This is a genomic window from Lactobacillus kimbladii (assembly GCF_000970755.1).
Taxonomy (GTDB): domain Bacteria; phylum Bacillota; class Bacilli; order Lactobacillales; family Lactobacillaceae; genus Lactobacillus; species Lactobacillus kimbladii.
Genome location: NZ_KQ034007.1, coordinates 1,161,563 through 1,176,067 on the forward strand (window position 1 = coordinate 1,161,563; position 14,505 = coordinate 1,176,067).

A 14,505-nucleotide genomic window follows, 5' to 3' on the forward strand; every position below is an offset into this window, starting at 1 on the left:
AAAACGTTTAAAATACTGGAGATAACTATGACTACAAAACAAAATACTAAGCAATTGCAAATTTTACGCTATATATATGAAACGGTTGAAGATAGAGGTTTCCCTCCTACTGTACGCGAAATTTGTCATGCTGTAGATTTATCTTCAACTTCAACTGTACACGGCCATTTATCTAGGCTAGAAAATAAAGGTCTACTGATCAAGGATGCCACCAAACCAAGAGCTCTGGAAATAACTGATGAAGGTAAAAAAGCAATTGGCGTCCAACCAAAAGAAATTCCCGTAGTTGGTGATGTCACAGCCGGCCAACCAATTTTGGCTGTTGAAGACATTGAGGATTACTTTCCCTTACCTCCTGATTTAGCAAATGATGCTGGAGACCTCTTTATGCTAAGAGTTCACGGTGAAAGTATGATTAACGCCGGTATCCTAAACGGAGACAATGTTATTGTCCGCAAACAATCATCAGCAATTAACGGTGAAATTGTAGTAGCGATGACTGATGAAAATGAAGCAACTGTAAAACGGTTTTACAAGGAAAAGGGTCACTATCGTTTGCAGCCTGAAAATGATACGATGGCACCAATTATATTGTCAAGCGTCCACATTTTAGGTAAAGTAGTTGGACTGTACCGTAACACTATTATTTAACAAAAGAGCTTTATAGCATTATTGGGATAAATAAAAATTATTTTTTGCGAGTTTCAATAATGCTTTTTTTCTGCAGAGTTTCTTCTACTTCTGCCAATACTTTTTTCTGCATTTTTAATTTGTTTATTTTTGCAGATATAACGGCGATTTTATCCGTAATTAACTTTAAGTTTTGTTTACGCTGCTTTTCAGTACTACACGATTCATCGTGTAGTTTTTTTATGTCCTTTATTTCTTGAAGCGAAAAACCTAAGTCTTGGAACTCTTTAATTGCTTCAAAAATATCAGTTTCGTTTTCAGTAAACCAATAGTTTCTTCCCTTACGACCAGGATTTAATAAGTTTAAGTAGATATAATGTCTAACTGTATCAGGTGTAGTATTTTCCTTTTGAATAAATTCTTTCAAATACATAATTATCTCCTTGACATAGGGTCGACCCCAGATGATTAAATTTTAGCAGAAGGTATAAAATGTCATATCTAACAATCTCTTTAACTATTATATATGGTGTTCTCATGATTAGCGCCAGCTTTTCATCTTTTACAAGTTTGCCAATTTGGCTAATCATGATCAACGTCTTGTCCGCATTAGGCATTATTGCCGGAAGTTTTCTAAAAAAACCACTTTTAACTACTATATTTCTAGTAGCAGTTTTACTTACCGCTCTAGCAAATGGAATTTTTCTTTACGGACAAATCAATTGGTCTCACTGGTTTATCAGACTAATTTTGACTATTATTTTGATTTGCTTGAACTTTAAGTATTTTTAGATATTTATCTTGCAAAATTCCTGTTAATAGTCAAGCGTAACTTCTCAAAATACTGTCATGATGGCAAGAAATAGACTTTCCACAACTAATGCTTTAAATCTATTCACAAACTTTATATTGAAAATATACTTCAAAATGTTGTTTCTAAAGCTTTTATGTTATTTGCTTGTGAATTGTGTGGCTGTTTCACTTTGGTTCCACAGCAGTATTTTTTCACAAACTTGGTTAAATTTCCTTAATAATATTTGCTGCCAAATTGATGGCTGTCTCATGAGCATCCCTGCCCCAACCTCTGTCATCATGCTTTTCTAGATTTTTAAGAGAATCGGCCGTAAATAATATTTGTGCAAAATCTGCCTCTCTAAATTGTGCACACGCAGCCATTGCTGCACATTCCATTTCTACACAAGAGGCTCCCAATTCTTTAGCCTGCTTTACTTTCTTGACAGTTTCCCTAAAGAAACCATCTGTTGTCCAGGTAGTTACTTCTTCAACCTTTAAGCCTTCTTCTTTCAGCAATTTTTTGGTCTTAGTTAAAAACTCTGACTTTAAGTCAATATACGTTCCTGGTTTCAGATAATGAAAGGATGTGCCCTCGTCTCTAATAGCTTTTGTAGGCACTAGAAAATAGTTTTCTGGTAATTCAACTAAGCAGCCTGCTGATCCGATTGCTAAAATTTTTTTAACACCATAACTTATTAACCAATCTAATAGCTCTACAGCAGCTGCAGCACCTAGCTTTGCCTGGCAAAAAGTAATTTTTTGTCCGTTTAAATCAACCTCATAAATTGGAGTTTCTCCTTCGAAGCAGTCAAAGAATCCAAGCTTTTTATGAGGATAACGAGCCAAAAAATCACTGATTACAGCAGGAGTTAAGAATGCAAACAGCAGCTTGGGCTGAAAATGAAAGTTATTAATTTCTTGTTCGTGATCTGGTTCTAAAACAGCCCTCGGATCAGTATCAAAATTTAACAAAAATGGGTCTTTCATAATTCTCCTCTTCAATAAAAATATATTGCTAAAGATTTTAACATAAACAAAAAAGAGAATCATCCCTTTTGGAAATGATTCTCTTTCACTTAAGCGTGAATTAACGACGCTTTTCTGCAATTCTAGCAGACTTGCCGTGACGATCACGTAAGTAGTAAAGTTTAGCACGACGTACACGACCATGACGCAATACTTCAACTTTAGCAACACGGGGATCGTTTACAGGAAAAGTACGTTCTACACCGACACCAGATGCCATTTTACGCACTGTGTAGCTGGCACCAATTCCAGTGCCCTTACGCTTGATAACTACGCCTTCAAACATCTGAATACGTTCATGTGAACCTTCGACAACACGCACATGAACACGAACTGTGTCCCCTGCACGGAAGTCAGGTATATCATCACGTAATTGTTCTTTAGTTAATTCTTGAATTAATGGATCCATTTTTATTTTCTCCTTCTGCGGCATTCATTAGCGTTTTCTACGTCAGCGGAATACCCCTAACTATTAGTGCAAAATAAATTTACACCTCAATCATACTAGCAAAAATAACAGGTAAAATCAAGTTTGATCTTCTTCACGTTTTATTTCCGTCATCATTTTTTCTTCTTCTTTACTTAAAGCATACTGCTCAAGTAAATCTGGTCTGCTTAAATAAGTTGCCCGCAATGCTTCTTTATGACGCCACTGCGCAATTTTTTGGTGATTGCCGGATGTTAAAACTGCAGGAACTTTCATTCCTTGAAAATTTTCCGGTCTAGTGTATTGGGGATATTCCAGCAAGCCATGAGCAAAGCTTTCTTCTACTGGTGAAGCATCATTACCCAAAATTCCGGGAATTAACCTGACTGTGGCGTCTATCATACTCATTGTTGGCAGTTCACCACCTGTCAAAACGTAATCACCTATTGAAACTATTTCATCAGCCAAATCATAAACGCGTTGATCAAAGCCTTCATAATGACCGCAAATAAACGTCAGGTTTTCTGCTTGAGACCAGTCTTGCGCCATTTTTTGGTTAAAAGTTTTACCTTGTGGTGCAGTAATAATTACTTTGCCCTTATTTTTTAGTGAATCAAGGGCTTTTTTGATCGGCATAATTTGCAAAACCATGCCTGCGCCGCCACCGTAAGGACTATCATCGACATGGTGATGTACATCGCTGGTAAAATCACGAAAATTGACTAAATTGAGCTGCCATTTGCCATCATCCAGTCCACGCCCGAGCATTGAAGTTGTGAGTGGTGTAAACATATCTGGAAAAAGCGTCAATACGTTAATCTTCATTGCGTAATCCTTCCAAAAGTTCTACAAAAATCTTTTTATGTTCAACGTCTATTTTTTTAACTACTTCATCAATATAGGGAATTAAATATTCATTGCCATTTTGTTCGGTAACTTCCCAGACATCGTTTGCACCGGGAGTCTCAATACCAGTTATTTTACCTAAATTATTGCCGGTCTGATTATCTATGACTGCACAACCCAAAATATCGCGGTAATAATATGCGCCATCTGGAAGCTCATGTTGATTGTGCTCGCTGATAACTAACGTTTTTCCTAGCAATTTTTCAGCGCTATCAATATCAGTTATTTCATTAAATTGTACTAGCCAAAATTGCTTAAAAGGACGACCGCTTTTAACAGTTAATTTGGTTTGCGGATTATCCTTTAAAGCTAGTTCTTGGTTTGAGGCAAAGCGTTCTTCAGGAAAATCAGTAATCAGAGCAACTTTTACCTCTCCTTTTAGTCCATGGGTAGACAATATACGCGCAACATCATAAAATTGCATAGTTTCTCCTACTCAAAGAAAAAAGCTTGAAGCAGTTGACTTCAAACTTTTAATAAACGATTCACTATTTATTGAACTTTGAATCATGCAGCTTCTTCATTAAGCCTGCACCAGAAAGTAGTGAACGTACAGTATCTGAAGGTTGTGCACCCTTCTTTAGCCATTCAAAAATTTTATCTTCATCTAATTTCAATTCCTTAGGAACGGAAACTGGATTATAATAGCCAACTTCTTCAATAAAACGACCATCACGTGGCATTCTGGAATCAGCTACAACTATTCTATAAAAAGGCTTTCTCTTGGCACCCATACGGCGCATACGAATTTTTACTGACATAAAATTATTTCCTCCTAAAAGTTACGTTAAATAATATAGCACGTAATTTAAAAGGTGTAAAGTGTTTTTACTTAACAGGTTAAAAATTAAGAATGATATCTCTTGACCTTCATACGCTTTTTCTTGTTTTTCTTGAATTTCTTACCCATGTGACGCATAGCCATCCGCCCCATTGGAGAATTCATTCCGGGCAGGTTATCCATCCCTTTAAAGTTGCCCTTAGTAATTTTGCTCATCATGTCGCGAGCTTGTTTAAACTGTTTAATCATCCTGTTGACTTCAACTACAGGTCGGCCAGATCCCGCAGCAATTCTTCTTCTGCGACTAGGATTAAGCAATTCGGGGTTCTCTCGCTCTTCTTTAGTCATAGATGAAATAATTGCTTTTACATAAACAATTTGTTTTTTATCGAAATTAACATTTTTAAGCTGGGGATTGTTAGCCATTCCCGGAATCATCTTCATCAGTTGATCAAGAGGACCCATTTTTTCAACTTGTTCAATCTGATCGACAAAGTCGTTGAAGTCGAAGGTATTTTCCTTCATCTTTTCAGCAACTTCTTCGGCTTTTTTAGCATCATAATCTTGCTGAGCTTTTTCAATTAAAGTCAGCATGTCACCCATGCCTAAGATTCTTGATGCCATACGGTCAGGATAGAATTGTTCTAGGTCGGTCAATTTTTCACCTTGACCGGTATAAATAATTGGCTTGCCGGTTACTGCTCTGATTGATAAAGCGGCACCACCACGAGTATCACCATCAAGCTTGGTTAAAATCACTCCAGTAATATCCAAGCGACTGTCAAAGCCTTTGGCCACATCAGTTGCTGCTTGACCAGTCATGGCATCTACTACTAGCAATATATTGTCTGGTTGGGCGACTTCTTTGACGCGCTCAAGTTCTTCCATTAATGGTTCATCAATTTCCAAACGTCCAGCGGTATCAATAATGACATAATCATTTTTATTTTTATCGGCTTGGCGTAGACCGTCTTGCACTATTTGTGCTACATCTTTTTGGTTCTTTTCACTATATACCGGAACTTTTAGCTGGTCACCAATTTGCTCAAGCTGGTCAACAGCAGCTGGACGATAAATATCACCAGCAATTAACAGCGGCCGCGCTTTTTCTTTTTGCATCAACCTGTTTGCTAACTTACCAACTGTGGTGGTTTTACCAGTACCTTGCAAACCGACCATCATAATAATGGTAGGAATATGCTTAGATTTGTTGAGAGAAACGGCGCTTTCTCCCATCATTTTGGTTAACTCATCATTAACAATTTTGATAACCTGTTGTCCGGGATTAAGACTTTCTTGAACTTCTTTTCCTAAAGCTTCCTGCTTAATTTTTTTGATAAAATCTTTGACAACCTTGAAGTTAACATCAGCTTCAAGTAGGGCCAGTCTGATTTCCCTGCTTGCGCTATTAATATCATCTTCAGATATTTTCCCTTTACCGGTTAAATTTCTTAAAGCCTTTTGGATTCTTTCACTTAGATTTTCAAATGCCATGTAATTATTCTCCCCTCAGTTCGTTTATTAATTTAATAATTAATTGTAAGGCCTGATTTGATTTGCCATTTTTAACAGCAGTAGCTACTTTACTTAATTTAGTTTCTATCATGCTGTAATCTCTTTGCATATGTAAATTATCCTCATAATTTTTGAGCAATTTACGGCAGCGACGCAAATTATCGTAAACTGCCTGACGAGAAACCTGATGATTAAGAGCTATTTCCCCTAAAGATAAGTCATTATAATAATAATCTTCAAAATAACTTTGCTGACTTTTAGTTAAAAGACAACCATAATATGCGTATAAATCGCCTAGGATTTCATTTTTTTCAAGTTCGTCCATTACTTTCACCTGGAAACAGTATAGCAAAAATGTGATAAATTGACGATCTTGAAAACCAAAATTTTACTTAAGGTCTGCCATAATTTCTTGCTTTTTGTAGTCAAAATCTGTATCATTAATTTAATTAATTTTTAGGAATTTTATTATCTCTTACGGAGAACAAAAATTCTTTGAAATTATAAATCTAGGCGGTACACGAATATTTGTGATTTTGTACCGTCTTTTTATTTTAATAACAGCCATTTTTCAAAAGTATTTTAAAACGTTAAATGACACAGATTGTTTAAGCCAATTTACATTAAACAAGTTCGCACTTTAGTCGCTATTCGTGTGAACTTTTTAAATGGTAGATTTCTTTCAAACAGAATGCTAAACAAAGCTAAGGAGCAATTCAGTGTGAATTTATGGAAATTAATGAATCGAAAAGAAGATCCAGATATTTATCAGGAAAAAGATGGTCACTTAGTCAGAACACTAAAAGTTCGTGACTTTTTGGCTCTGGGTGTAGGAACCATCGTTTCAACCTCGATCTTTACATTACCTGGAGAAGTTGCAGCACTGCACACAGGACCCGCTGTAGCCCTGTCATGTGTTATTGCATCTATAGTGGCTGGTCTTGTTGCCTTTGCCTATGCAGAAATGGCAGCCGCAATGCCCTTTGCAGGATCAGTTTATTCTTGGATCAATGTTATATTTGGAGAATTTTGGGGCTGGTTTTCTGGTTGGGCTCTTTTAGCAGAATACCTAATCGGAATGGCATTTATTAGCTCTGGTTTGTCTGCTAATCTTCGTGCATTGATAGCACCATTAGGCTGGAAATTACCTGCTGCCTTAGCCAATCCTTTAGGCATAAATGGAGGAATGTTTGATTTAGTTGCATTACTAGCTATTTTGCTGGCAGCATTTTTGGTCAGTTTTGGAGTGTCTAAAGCTTCCCGAGTCGAAAATGTTTTAGTGGTAGTCAAAGTTTTAGCAATTTTGCTTTTTGTTGGCGTTGGCTTGACAGTTATTAAAAAAGCTAATTTTATTCCATTTATACCATCATACCGTGCAACAGCTCATGGACCTTTTGGAGGTTGGCAAGGCATTTACGCCGGAGTTTCCATGATCTATATTTCATTCTTGGGCTTTGATACCATTGCATCAAATTCTGCAGAAGCTATTAACCCGCAAAAGACTATGCCTCGCGGAATTATTGGTTCTTTATTAATTGCAGTTGTGCTATTTGTTGCTGTTAGCTTGGTGCTTGTGGGGATGGTTCCTTACCAACAATATTTAAATTCCGCTGAACCTGTAGGATATGCTTTAAGGAAAACGGGATATGGACATATTGCCACTATAGTTCAATCCGTTGCTATTTTAGGAATGTTTACCGCTTTGATTGGTCTTTGTATGGCCAGTTCTCGTTTGGTATATTCATTTGGTCGCGATGGTATGATTCCTAAAGTACTTGGTAAATTGAATAAAGAACATCGACCAGCAAACTCATTATGGACAGTTGCAGTTATTGCAATTATTATTTCTGCATTTATTCCTTTCTCATTCCTGTCACAATTAGTTTCAGCTGGAACTCTGATTGCCTTTATGTTTGTTTCTCTGGGAATCTATCGCTTAAGGCCACGCGAAGGAAAAGATATTGTAGATCCAGCTTTTAAAATGCCTTGGTATCCCTTTCTGCCATTTTTAGCATTTCTCGGATCTTTTGTTGTTTTTTGGGGATTAGATATACAAGCAAAAAAGTACATGCTAATATGGTCACTAATTGGTGTCTTTATTTACTTGCTTTATGGCATTCGTCATTCAGCCATGAATAAAAAATTAACTAACTGACATTAACCACACGATAAAAAAGTCTGGAAATTTTCCAGACTTTTTTAATACAATTAGATTTACAGATTTTCATCCATATTAAAGGTTAATTTAGACATATTGATTGAATCAATCATCATCTGGGCCCAAAGCTTTTCAGATCGCTTTCTAGTATAGGCGACAGTTTCTTGATTGGCACTGGTCAAATATGAGGTCAAGTCTGCACCAGTTTTACCTTGAGCTTGAGCAATAACATCTTCTACACGCCTGCGATAATATTGGTTAAGCTCATTTAAATAGTCAGTATCTAGTTGTACAAACTGGGGGTAATGCGTTTCTACAAGTGCCGCCAAGGATTTGTAGTACCACCAAGCATCGTTAAGATTATATTCCATTGATGTGTTATTGTACGAGGGATCAGTATCATTCATATTAGCAAAGAATGGTACAAATGGTGTAAATGTAGGTCCGCCAATACATAACCACATGATTGCAGCCTTATCACTTTCAACATCATTTCTTATTTGTAAAATGTGGGAATTTTGCGTTCTATTTAAACCAATTGGACGGAAACGATGCTTCTCTTCATCTGTGCCTTTACCAAAAGGATCATACGGAGTGTTTTGGTAATGACTGCCGAGCACAAATTCAATGTCTTCTCTGGTTATTTTCTTAGCTGCACGCCGAATGAAAGGTAAATCACCATCGGTTGGATCTTGTTCAATTTCAGGATTAAAATATTTTTGACCGTACCACACGCGGTTAGTATTATAAAACCTATCTTGCTGACTATAAGTACCAAAAATATGACGGAAATTCCAACCTTGATGATCAACATTTAAGTGATGATCGGCAACAAATTCCTGAATTCCCTCGCTCCACATAAAGTTTGCTGTGTCAGCAAAATCTACTTGTTCAATGGACACCCGATTTGCAGCAATTGCATAAGCATCATCTGGAATACGTTGCGCTACCCAATGATGACCGGTGACAATTTCCATATACCATATCTCATTTTTGTCGCCAAAAAGAACCGAGTTACCTGCCGGTGAACCATATTTAGCGATCAGTTTGCCTAAATACTCAACTCCATTTCTAGCAGAATGAATATAAGGCAAAACAACTGACTGCATACAATCTTCATCAAGACCATCTTTTACCAATGGATCAAAAGCAAGCGCACGTTCATTACCGTATGTTGATTCGGTACATGACATTGCCACGTTTTCTTGATTAATACCGCTTTCATCATAATAACCACGGTTTTTGTAATCAACATTTGGTACAGCCGGAACAGCTTGGGCATTTTCAGGTAAGTCTAATTCAAACTTATTTAACCAAGACTTAATTTTACGACCTGATTCATTTTTGGCAGCGGGTCTGATAATAAACTTTTGCGGTGTAATTGGGCGAAAAGTGTCGTCATTACGAGCAATCATGGTCGAACCATCAACTGAAGCCTTTTTGCCTACTAAAATTGTTGTACATGCACTGTATTCTTTCATTAAATATAAATATCTCCCTTTAAAAAATCACTTCTTAAATTAAATCATGAAATAGTCCGACAGCATAGTTTGCGGCATCAAAATCAGCCAAATCGCTAGCTTTTTCACCCAAACCAACTAATTTTACCGGCAGTTTCATCTCATTTCTAATTGCCAAAACGACTCCGCCCTTTGAAGAGCCATCCAATTTTGTCAATACCAGTCCCGTTAATTTGGTAGTCTTATCAAAATCCTTAGCTTGAAGAAGTGCATTTTGACCAGTTGAGCCGTCTAAAACTAATAGGGTTTCTGTTGGCTCTTCCGGTGCTTGCTTTTTAATTGTCCGTTCAATTTTCTCAAGTTCACTCATTAAATTCTTTTTATTTTGTAAACGACCAGCAGTATCCACTAATAAATAATCATAATTTTCTTTAAGTGCTTTATCAGTCGCATCATAAACAACTGAAGCAGGGTCTGCTTGTTCCTTTCCAGTTACCACTGGAACACCGACTCTTTCGCCCCATTCTAATAATTGTTCAACTGCACCAGCTCTGAAGGTATCTGCTGCCGCTAAAAGAACTGACTTCCCTTCATCTTTAAATCTTTTAGCCAATTTTCCGATTGTTGTAGTTTTGCCCGCACCATTTACTCCTACAAATAGATAGATATTCGGTTTGCCATCGTCATGCGACTTTAATTTTTCATTTTCGGAATTACCGCTCTGGTCATAAAGATTAACTAATTTTTCAACAATAACTTTTTTCAGATCATCTCGCGACTTGGCTTTCTGCAACTTTGCTTCATCTCGCAGTTCGTCAGTCAATTCTTCGGCAGTCTCATAACCGACATCAGATTCAATAAGCAGCTCTTCCAAGTCATCAAAGAAATCTTCGTCAACAGTCCTGAACTGGGCGAAAAAGCGATTCAGCCGGGCTCCAAAGCCCTGATTAGTTTTCTCTAGACCTTTTTCATATAATTCAGTATCATTTTGCTTTTCATTATTAGGTTCGTTTTCAGGTTCCTTCTCTAAAGATTTTTCCTGCAAAGCTGTCAAATTTTTGTTTTCCGATTCATCCTTTTCTGAAGTTTGTTTTTCTTCAGTGGTTATCTTTTCCTTATTTTCTAGCTCCTCAGAGGATTCTTGTTGCTCTTTTTCTGGTTGATTCTGCGAATCATCAGTAACTTTACCATTCTCTTCACCAAATAAAGATTTTTTTATCTTATCAAATAAACCCACTGTTATTTCACCTCATTTTTTAATTCTTTTAGTGATACGGACAACACTTGTGACACCCCTGATTCCTGCATAACAACACCATAAAGTTGGTCTGCTTTTTCCATTGTTCCTCTTCTATGTGTTATTACAATAAATTGTGTATGCATATCATATTCTTCTAAGAAATGTGCAAAGCGTGTGACGTTTGCATCATCAAGTGCTGCTTCTACTTCATCCAGTACACAAAATGGCACTGGTTTGACTTTGAGCATAGCAAACAGCAATGTAATTGCTGTCAGTGCCCTTTCTCCACCTGATAATAAGCTGAGTCTTTGCAACTTTTTACCCGGCGGTTGAGCAATAATTTCAACACCTGTGTTCAATAAGTCTTCAGGATTAGTCAAAACTAATTTGGCATTGCCACCACCAAAAACTACCGGAAACAATTCAGTAAAACTAGTGGCGACGTCTGTAAAGGTTTTACTAAAGCGACTACATACTTCTTGATCAAGTTCTGACATCGATTTTTCTAAATTGTCTCGACCCTTTAACAAATCATTTTGTTGTGCATTAAGGAAGTCGTAACGTTTTTTGACATTTTCATATTCTTCAATGGACTTTAGATTAACTGGGCCAATATCTGCAATAGACATGCGATGCAGTTTCACATTCTTCTGAAGCTGTGTCCTATTGGTCTCGTTATTTTCTGTTTCAGCTTGCTTCAAGGCAGCCTCATATGTCAGTGAATATTCCTTATTCAAAGTATCTAAACGTTGATCTATTTGGCTATTCAACTGTGCTATTTTCACAGAAAAATCTTTTTGTTCAGCAGCAGCATCTTTACGAAGTTCATAATTACGACTCGCTACCTGATCAAGCTGGTTAATTTTAGCATCATACTGTCCTAATTTAGAACTTAAAGTATTAAGTTGTTCCTGCAAATTTTTCTTTTTTGCAATTCCCTCTTTATTTTCGCGATCAAAGTCCATTTTCCTTTCGTCACTGAGCACATCATTTTGATTTAGTTCTTTTAACTTTTGGGACAAAGTATTAATTTGGTTTTGAAATTGCTTTAATTCATTCTTTTTATCAGACTTTTGCTTTGCCACGTTTTCCAACTTATTAGCATAAACGGCTATTTGCGGATCAAGTTCGCTTAACTTTTCTTGAATTTCTTGATTCAGCTCAGAAAAGTTTTTTATGCGTAATTGCAATTCACTAATCTGTTGTTTTTGCTGAAGTATTTTCTCCTGCAGTTCTTCTTTCTTTTTTTCAGCAGACTTAATCTTATTCTTAGTTTCAGCAATTTCCTGGTTGCGTTCTTCCTTTTGATGTTCAAACAAACTATTCGCAGCCTTTAGCCTATTTACTTCTTTTTCTTGGTTTTGATATGAAAGAACTGCTTCACCTAATTCTTGTTTAAGATTTTGCAATTTCGATCTCACATCATTTAGCTGCTTAGTTAAAACGTCATTTTTGCTTATAGCTTCACCTAACTGAGACTGCTCATTCTTAATTTTTGCTTGCAAATCATTAATATTTTGTCTTAATTGACTCAGCTCGGCAGTTGTTTGAAGTGGGGAATTGCTTTTTTGATTACGCACTCCTCCTGTCATTGAACCACCAGGTGATATAACATCTCCATCAAGAGTCACAATACGATAGCGAGAAACGCGTTGTCTTATCTTCATAGCATTGCTTATCGTATCGACAATGATGGTATTTCCAAGGAGATAATTAATTGCCGGAGCAATGTTTTGATTTGGTAAACTGTTAACTATTTCGCTTGCAATACCTTGAAAACCAGTAAAAGAAGAAATTGTATTAACAGTTGAAGAAGGTATTGTATATTCCCTTAATCCATCAAGTGGCAGGAAAGTAGCACGCCCAGCATGATTTTCTTTTAATTTGTTAATAGCATCCCGAGCATCTAGTTTTGTTTTAGTGACTAAATCTTGAACTCCATTACCCAAAGCTGTTGCCATTGCAGCTTCATATTTGGCAGGAAAAGTAATTAATTCTCCCACTGCTCCAACTACTCCAGGATAAGCGGATATATTATTTAAAACGTTTTTTACTCCGTAAAAATAGCCTTCATGGCGTTTGCGTATATTTTCCAAAGCTTCATAACGCGCATTTAATTGACTAAAACGTTGTTTTTTGGTCGTTAACGATTCTTGAAGCGACGTCAAAATTTTTTGGCTTGTTTCTTGCTCCCTAGTAAGATCGGCAATCTTCTGCTTTTCAACCTGACAGTTTTCTTTAAGTGTTTTTCCTTCAGCCTTAAGCCGTTTAAGCTCAGTTGTTTCTTTTTTTAGTTCTTCTACAACATTTTCTGTTTGAAGTTGGCTATTATCCGAAAGTTTTTTCAACTCCGAATTTAAATAAACTATTTCATTATTGTTAGAAGTTTGATCTTGTAAAAATTGAATATAATCTGCCCTAAGCTGCTCCAAATCTTGGTTTAGCTGTTCAGGATCTTCTTTTAGTTGAGCACAGAGTTCAGTTCTTTTATCATTTAGCTTCTGTTGCTCATTTTTTAAATTACTCTCTTTTTCAAGCAGATTAATCTTATCATGTTCACTAGCTGATAATTGTTTTTTTAATTCAATCAACTCAGTTTGGTATTCATTTTTTGTCGCTGCACTATATTGTTTAGACTGTTCCGCAACCTGCAAATTGGTATTAATTTCAGAAAGCTTTTTGGTTAAAGAAAGTAAATCATTTTGAATGTTATCTCTTTGATCATTTAAAGTTTGATATTCTTTTCTTTTAGTTGCCACAGCTGCTTGAGAATCTCTTACTTCTCTATCAAGCTTTGATAGCAGTGCCTGATTCTCGTCAGCTTTCTCCTGTTCTTCGTCCTTTTGGCTATCTAAATCCTGAATTTCAAATGCTAATAAAGTTTTTAGTTCACGATCCAGGCCTTTTTTCTGAAACTGATATTCTTTAGCTAAAGAACTTTGTTCGTGAAGCGGTTCAATTCTCTGCTCTAACTCTTTTACAAGGTCGTTGATCCGCACTAAATTATCAGTAGTCTGTTCCAACTGAACTTTGGCTTCTTCTTTTTGTCTTTTAAAATGAAGTACACCAGCTGCTTCTTCAAATAGTAAACGTCGTTCTTCCGGACGGGAATTTAGTATTTGATCCACACGTCCTTGAGAAATAATTGCTAAACTGTCTTGCGAAATGCCCGAGTCTAAGAATAGAGCGCGTACATCCTTTTGTCTGACACTTTTTTTATTGATTAAGTACTCATTATCTCCAGATCTTAAAATCCGTCGAGTTACAACAACTTGTTCTTCCTTAAAATTTAGTTCATGCTTTTTATTGTTAAAAATTAGAGAAACTTCTGCATGATTTGCCGGCTGGCGAAATTCACTCCCGGCAAAAATAACATCTTTCATGTTTGAGCCACGCAATGATTTAGCACTGGATTCGCCCATGACCCATCTGATCGCTTCAGTAATATTACTCTTACCACTACCATTGGGGCCAACTATGCCAGTAATACCTGCATCAAATTTAATTTTTGTTTTTTCGGCAAAAGATTTGAAGCCGTCAATTATCAGTTCTGTTAGTGGCACGCAC

The 14,505-nt window shown here is 36.5% G+C and carries 14 protein-coding genes; 3 read left to right on the top strand and 11 right to left on the bottom strand.

Features of this window, described 5'->3' with window-relative positions; genetic code table 11:
• Positions 1–27: 27 nt before the first annotated feature.
• Positions 28–651 (top strand): transcriptional repressor LexA, encoded by a 624-nt coding sequence (gene lexA, locus JF75_RS05845; RefSeq protein WP_046325032.1) that lies wholly within the window; start codon positions 28–30, stop codon positions 649–651.
• 37 nt (positions 652–688) lie between these two features.
• Here lexA and JF75_RS05850 read toward each other — a convergent pair whose 3' ends face one another.
• Complete coding sequence (locus tag JF75_RS05850) at positions 689–1,063, bottom strand: MerR family transcriptional regulator (protein ID WP_046332246.1); 375 nt, start codon at positions 1,061–1,063, stop codon at positions 689–691.
• 59 nt (positions 1,064–1,122) lie between these two features.
• Between JF75_RS05850 and JF75_RS05855 the strand changes: the two genes are divergently transcribed.
• Positions 1,123–1,422, top strand: coding sequence for a hypothetical protein (locus JF75_RS05855; protein ID WP_046332247.1), 300 nt, complete (start codon positions 1,123–1,125; stop codon positions 1,420–1,422).
• A gap of 225 nt (positions 1,423–1,647) precedes the next feature.
• Here JF75_RS05855 and JF75_RS05860 read toward each other — a convergent pair whose 3' ends face one another.
• The 7 genes from JF75_RS05860 to ylxM all read right to left on the bottom strand — a co-directional run bounded on the left by JF75_RS05860 (position 1,648) and on the right by ylxM (position 6,405).
• Positions 1,648–2,415, bottom strand: coding sequence for a nucleoside phosphorylase (locus JF75_RS05860; protein ID WP_046332952.1), 768 nt, complete (start codon positions 2,413–2,415; stop codon positions 1,648–1,650).
• A 97-nt stretch (positions 2,416–2,512) separates the two neighbouring features.
• Complete coding sequence (gene rplS, locus JF75_RS05865; RefSeq protein ID WP_034981588.1) at positions 2,513–2,860, bottom strand: 50S ribosomal protein L19; 348 nt, start codon at positions 2,858–2,860, stop codon at positions 2,513–2,515.
• Between the two features lie 117 nt (positions 2,861–2,977).
• On the bottom strand, positions 2,978–3,703 hold the full coding sequence (trmD, locus tag JF75_RS05870) for a tRNA (guanosine(37)-N1)-methyltransferase TrmD (protein WP_046332248.1): 726 nt from the start codon (positions 3,701–3,703) through the stop codon (positions 2,978–2,980).
• On the bottom strand, positions 3,693–4,208 hold the full coding sequence (gene rimM / locus JF75_RS05875) for a ribosome maturation factor RimM (RefSeq protein ID WP_046332249.1): 516 nt from the start codon (positions 4,206–4,208) through the stop codon (positions 3,693–3,695). Before rimM ends, trmD begins: the two co-directional genes overlap by 11 nt.
• Positions 4,209–4,272: 64 nt before the next feature.
• Positions 4,273–4,545, bottom strand: a complete 273-nt coding sequence (rpsP, locus tag JF75_RS05880) for a 30S ribosomal protein S16 (protein WP_038523039.1) — start codon at positions 4,543–4,545, stop codon at positions 4,273–4,275.
• Between the two features lie 86 nt (positions 4,546–4,631).
• Positions 4,632–6,059: a signal recognition particle protein gene (gene ffh / locus JF75_RS05885; RefSeq protein WP_046332250.1), complete on the bottom strand. Its 1,428-nt coding sequence runs from the start codon at positions 6,057–6,059 to the stop codon at positions 4,632–4,634.
• Positions 6,060–6,063: 4 nt separating this feature from the next.
• The gene (gene ylxM / locus JF75_RS05890) at positions 6,064–6,405 is read right to left on the bottom strand and encodes a YlxM family DNA-binding protein (protein WP_046332251.1); all 342 of its coding nucleotides are present in this window, start codon (positions 6,403–6,405) and stop codon (positions 6,064–6,066) included.
• 396 nt (positions 6,406–6,801) lie between these two features.
• Here ylxM and JF75_RS05895 point away from each other — a divergent pair, with 396 nt between their 5' ends.
• The gene (locus JF75_RS05895) at positions 6,802–8,235 is read left to right on the top strand and encodes an APC family permease (protein WP_046332252.1); all 1,434 of its coding nucleotides are present in this window, start codon (positions 6,802–6,804) and stop codon (positions 8,233–8,235) included.
• Between the two features lie 59 nt (positions 8,236–8,294).
• On the opposite strand, the gene JF75_RS05900 is transcribed toward JF75_RS05895, so the two are convergent.
• From JF75_RS05900 to smc, 3 genes are read right to left on the bottom strand one after another with little or no spacing between them, the layout of a single operon-like run.
• On the bottom strand, positions 8,295–9,719 hold the full coding sequence (locus tag JF75_RS05900; protein ID WP_046332253.1) for a C69 family dipeptidase: 1,425 nt from the start codon (positions 9,717–9,719) through the stop codon (positions 8,295–8,297).
• Between the two features lie 34 nt (positions 9,720–9,753).
• Positions 9,754–10,935, bottom strand: coding sequence for a signal recognition particle-docking protein FtsY (gene ftsY, locus JF75_RS05905; RefSeq protein WP_084600341.1), 1,182 nt, complete (start codon positions 10,933–10,935; stop codon positions 9,754–9,756).
• A 2-nt stretch (positions 10,936–10,937) separates the two neighbouring features.
• A complete protein-coding gene (gene smc / locus JF75_RS05910; RefSeq protein ID WP_046332254.1) occupies positions 10,938–14,501 on the bottom strand; it encodes a chromosome segregation protein SMC in 3,564 nt (1,187 codons plus the stop codon).
• Positions 14,502–14,505 lie beyond the last annotated feature (4 nt).

Bases quoted from the DNA above. Each gene is read 5' to 3' on its own strand.
- rimM (WP_046332249.1), bottom strand. From the start codon at position 4,208: ATGCAATTTTATGATGTTGCGCGTATATTGTCTACCCATGGACTAAAA.
- lexA (WP_046325032.1), top strand. From the start codon at position 28: ATGACTACAAAACAAAATACTAAGCAATTGCAAATTTTACGCTATATA.
- trmD (WP_046332248.1), bottom strand. From the start codon at position 3,703: ATGAAGATTAACGTATTGACGCTTTTTCCAGATATGTTTACACCACTC.
- JF75_RS05850 (WP_046332246.1), bottom strand. From the start codon at position 1,063: ATGTATTTGAAAGAATTTATTCAAAAGGAAAATACTACACCTGATACA.
- ylxM (WP_046332251.1), bottom strand. From the start codon at position 6,405: ATGGACGAACTTGAAAAAAATGAAATCCTAGGCGATTTATACGCATAT.
- rpsP (WP_038523039.1), bottom strand. From the start codon at position 4,545: ATGTCAGTAAAAATTCGTATGCGCCGTATGGGTGCCAAGAGAAAGCCT.
- rplS (WP_034981588.1), bottom strand. From the start codon at position 2,860: ATGGATCCATTAATTCAAGAATTAACTAAAGAACAATTACGTGATGAT.
- JF75_RS05855 (WP_046332247.1), top strand. From the start codon at position 1,123: ATGTCATATCTAACAATCTCTTTAACTATTATATATGGTGTTCTCATG.
- ffh (WP_046332250.1), bottom strand. From the start codon at position 6,059: ATGGCATTTGAAAATCTAAGTGAAAGAATCCAAAAGGCTTTAAGAAAT.
- JF75_RS05900 (WP_046332253.1), bottom strand. From the start codon at position 9,719: ATGAAAGAATACAGTGCATGTACAACAATTTTAGTAGGCAAAAAGGCT.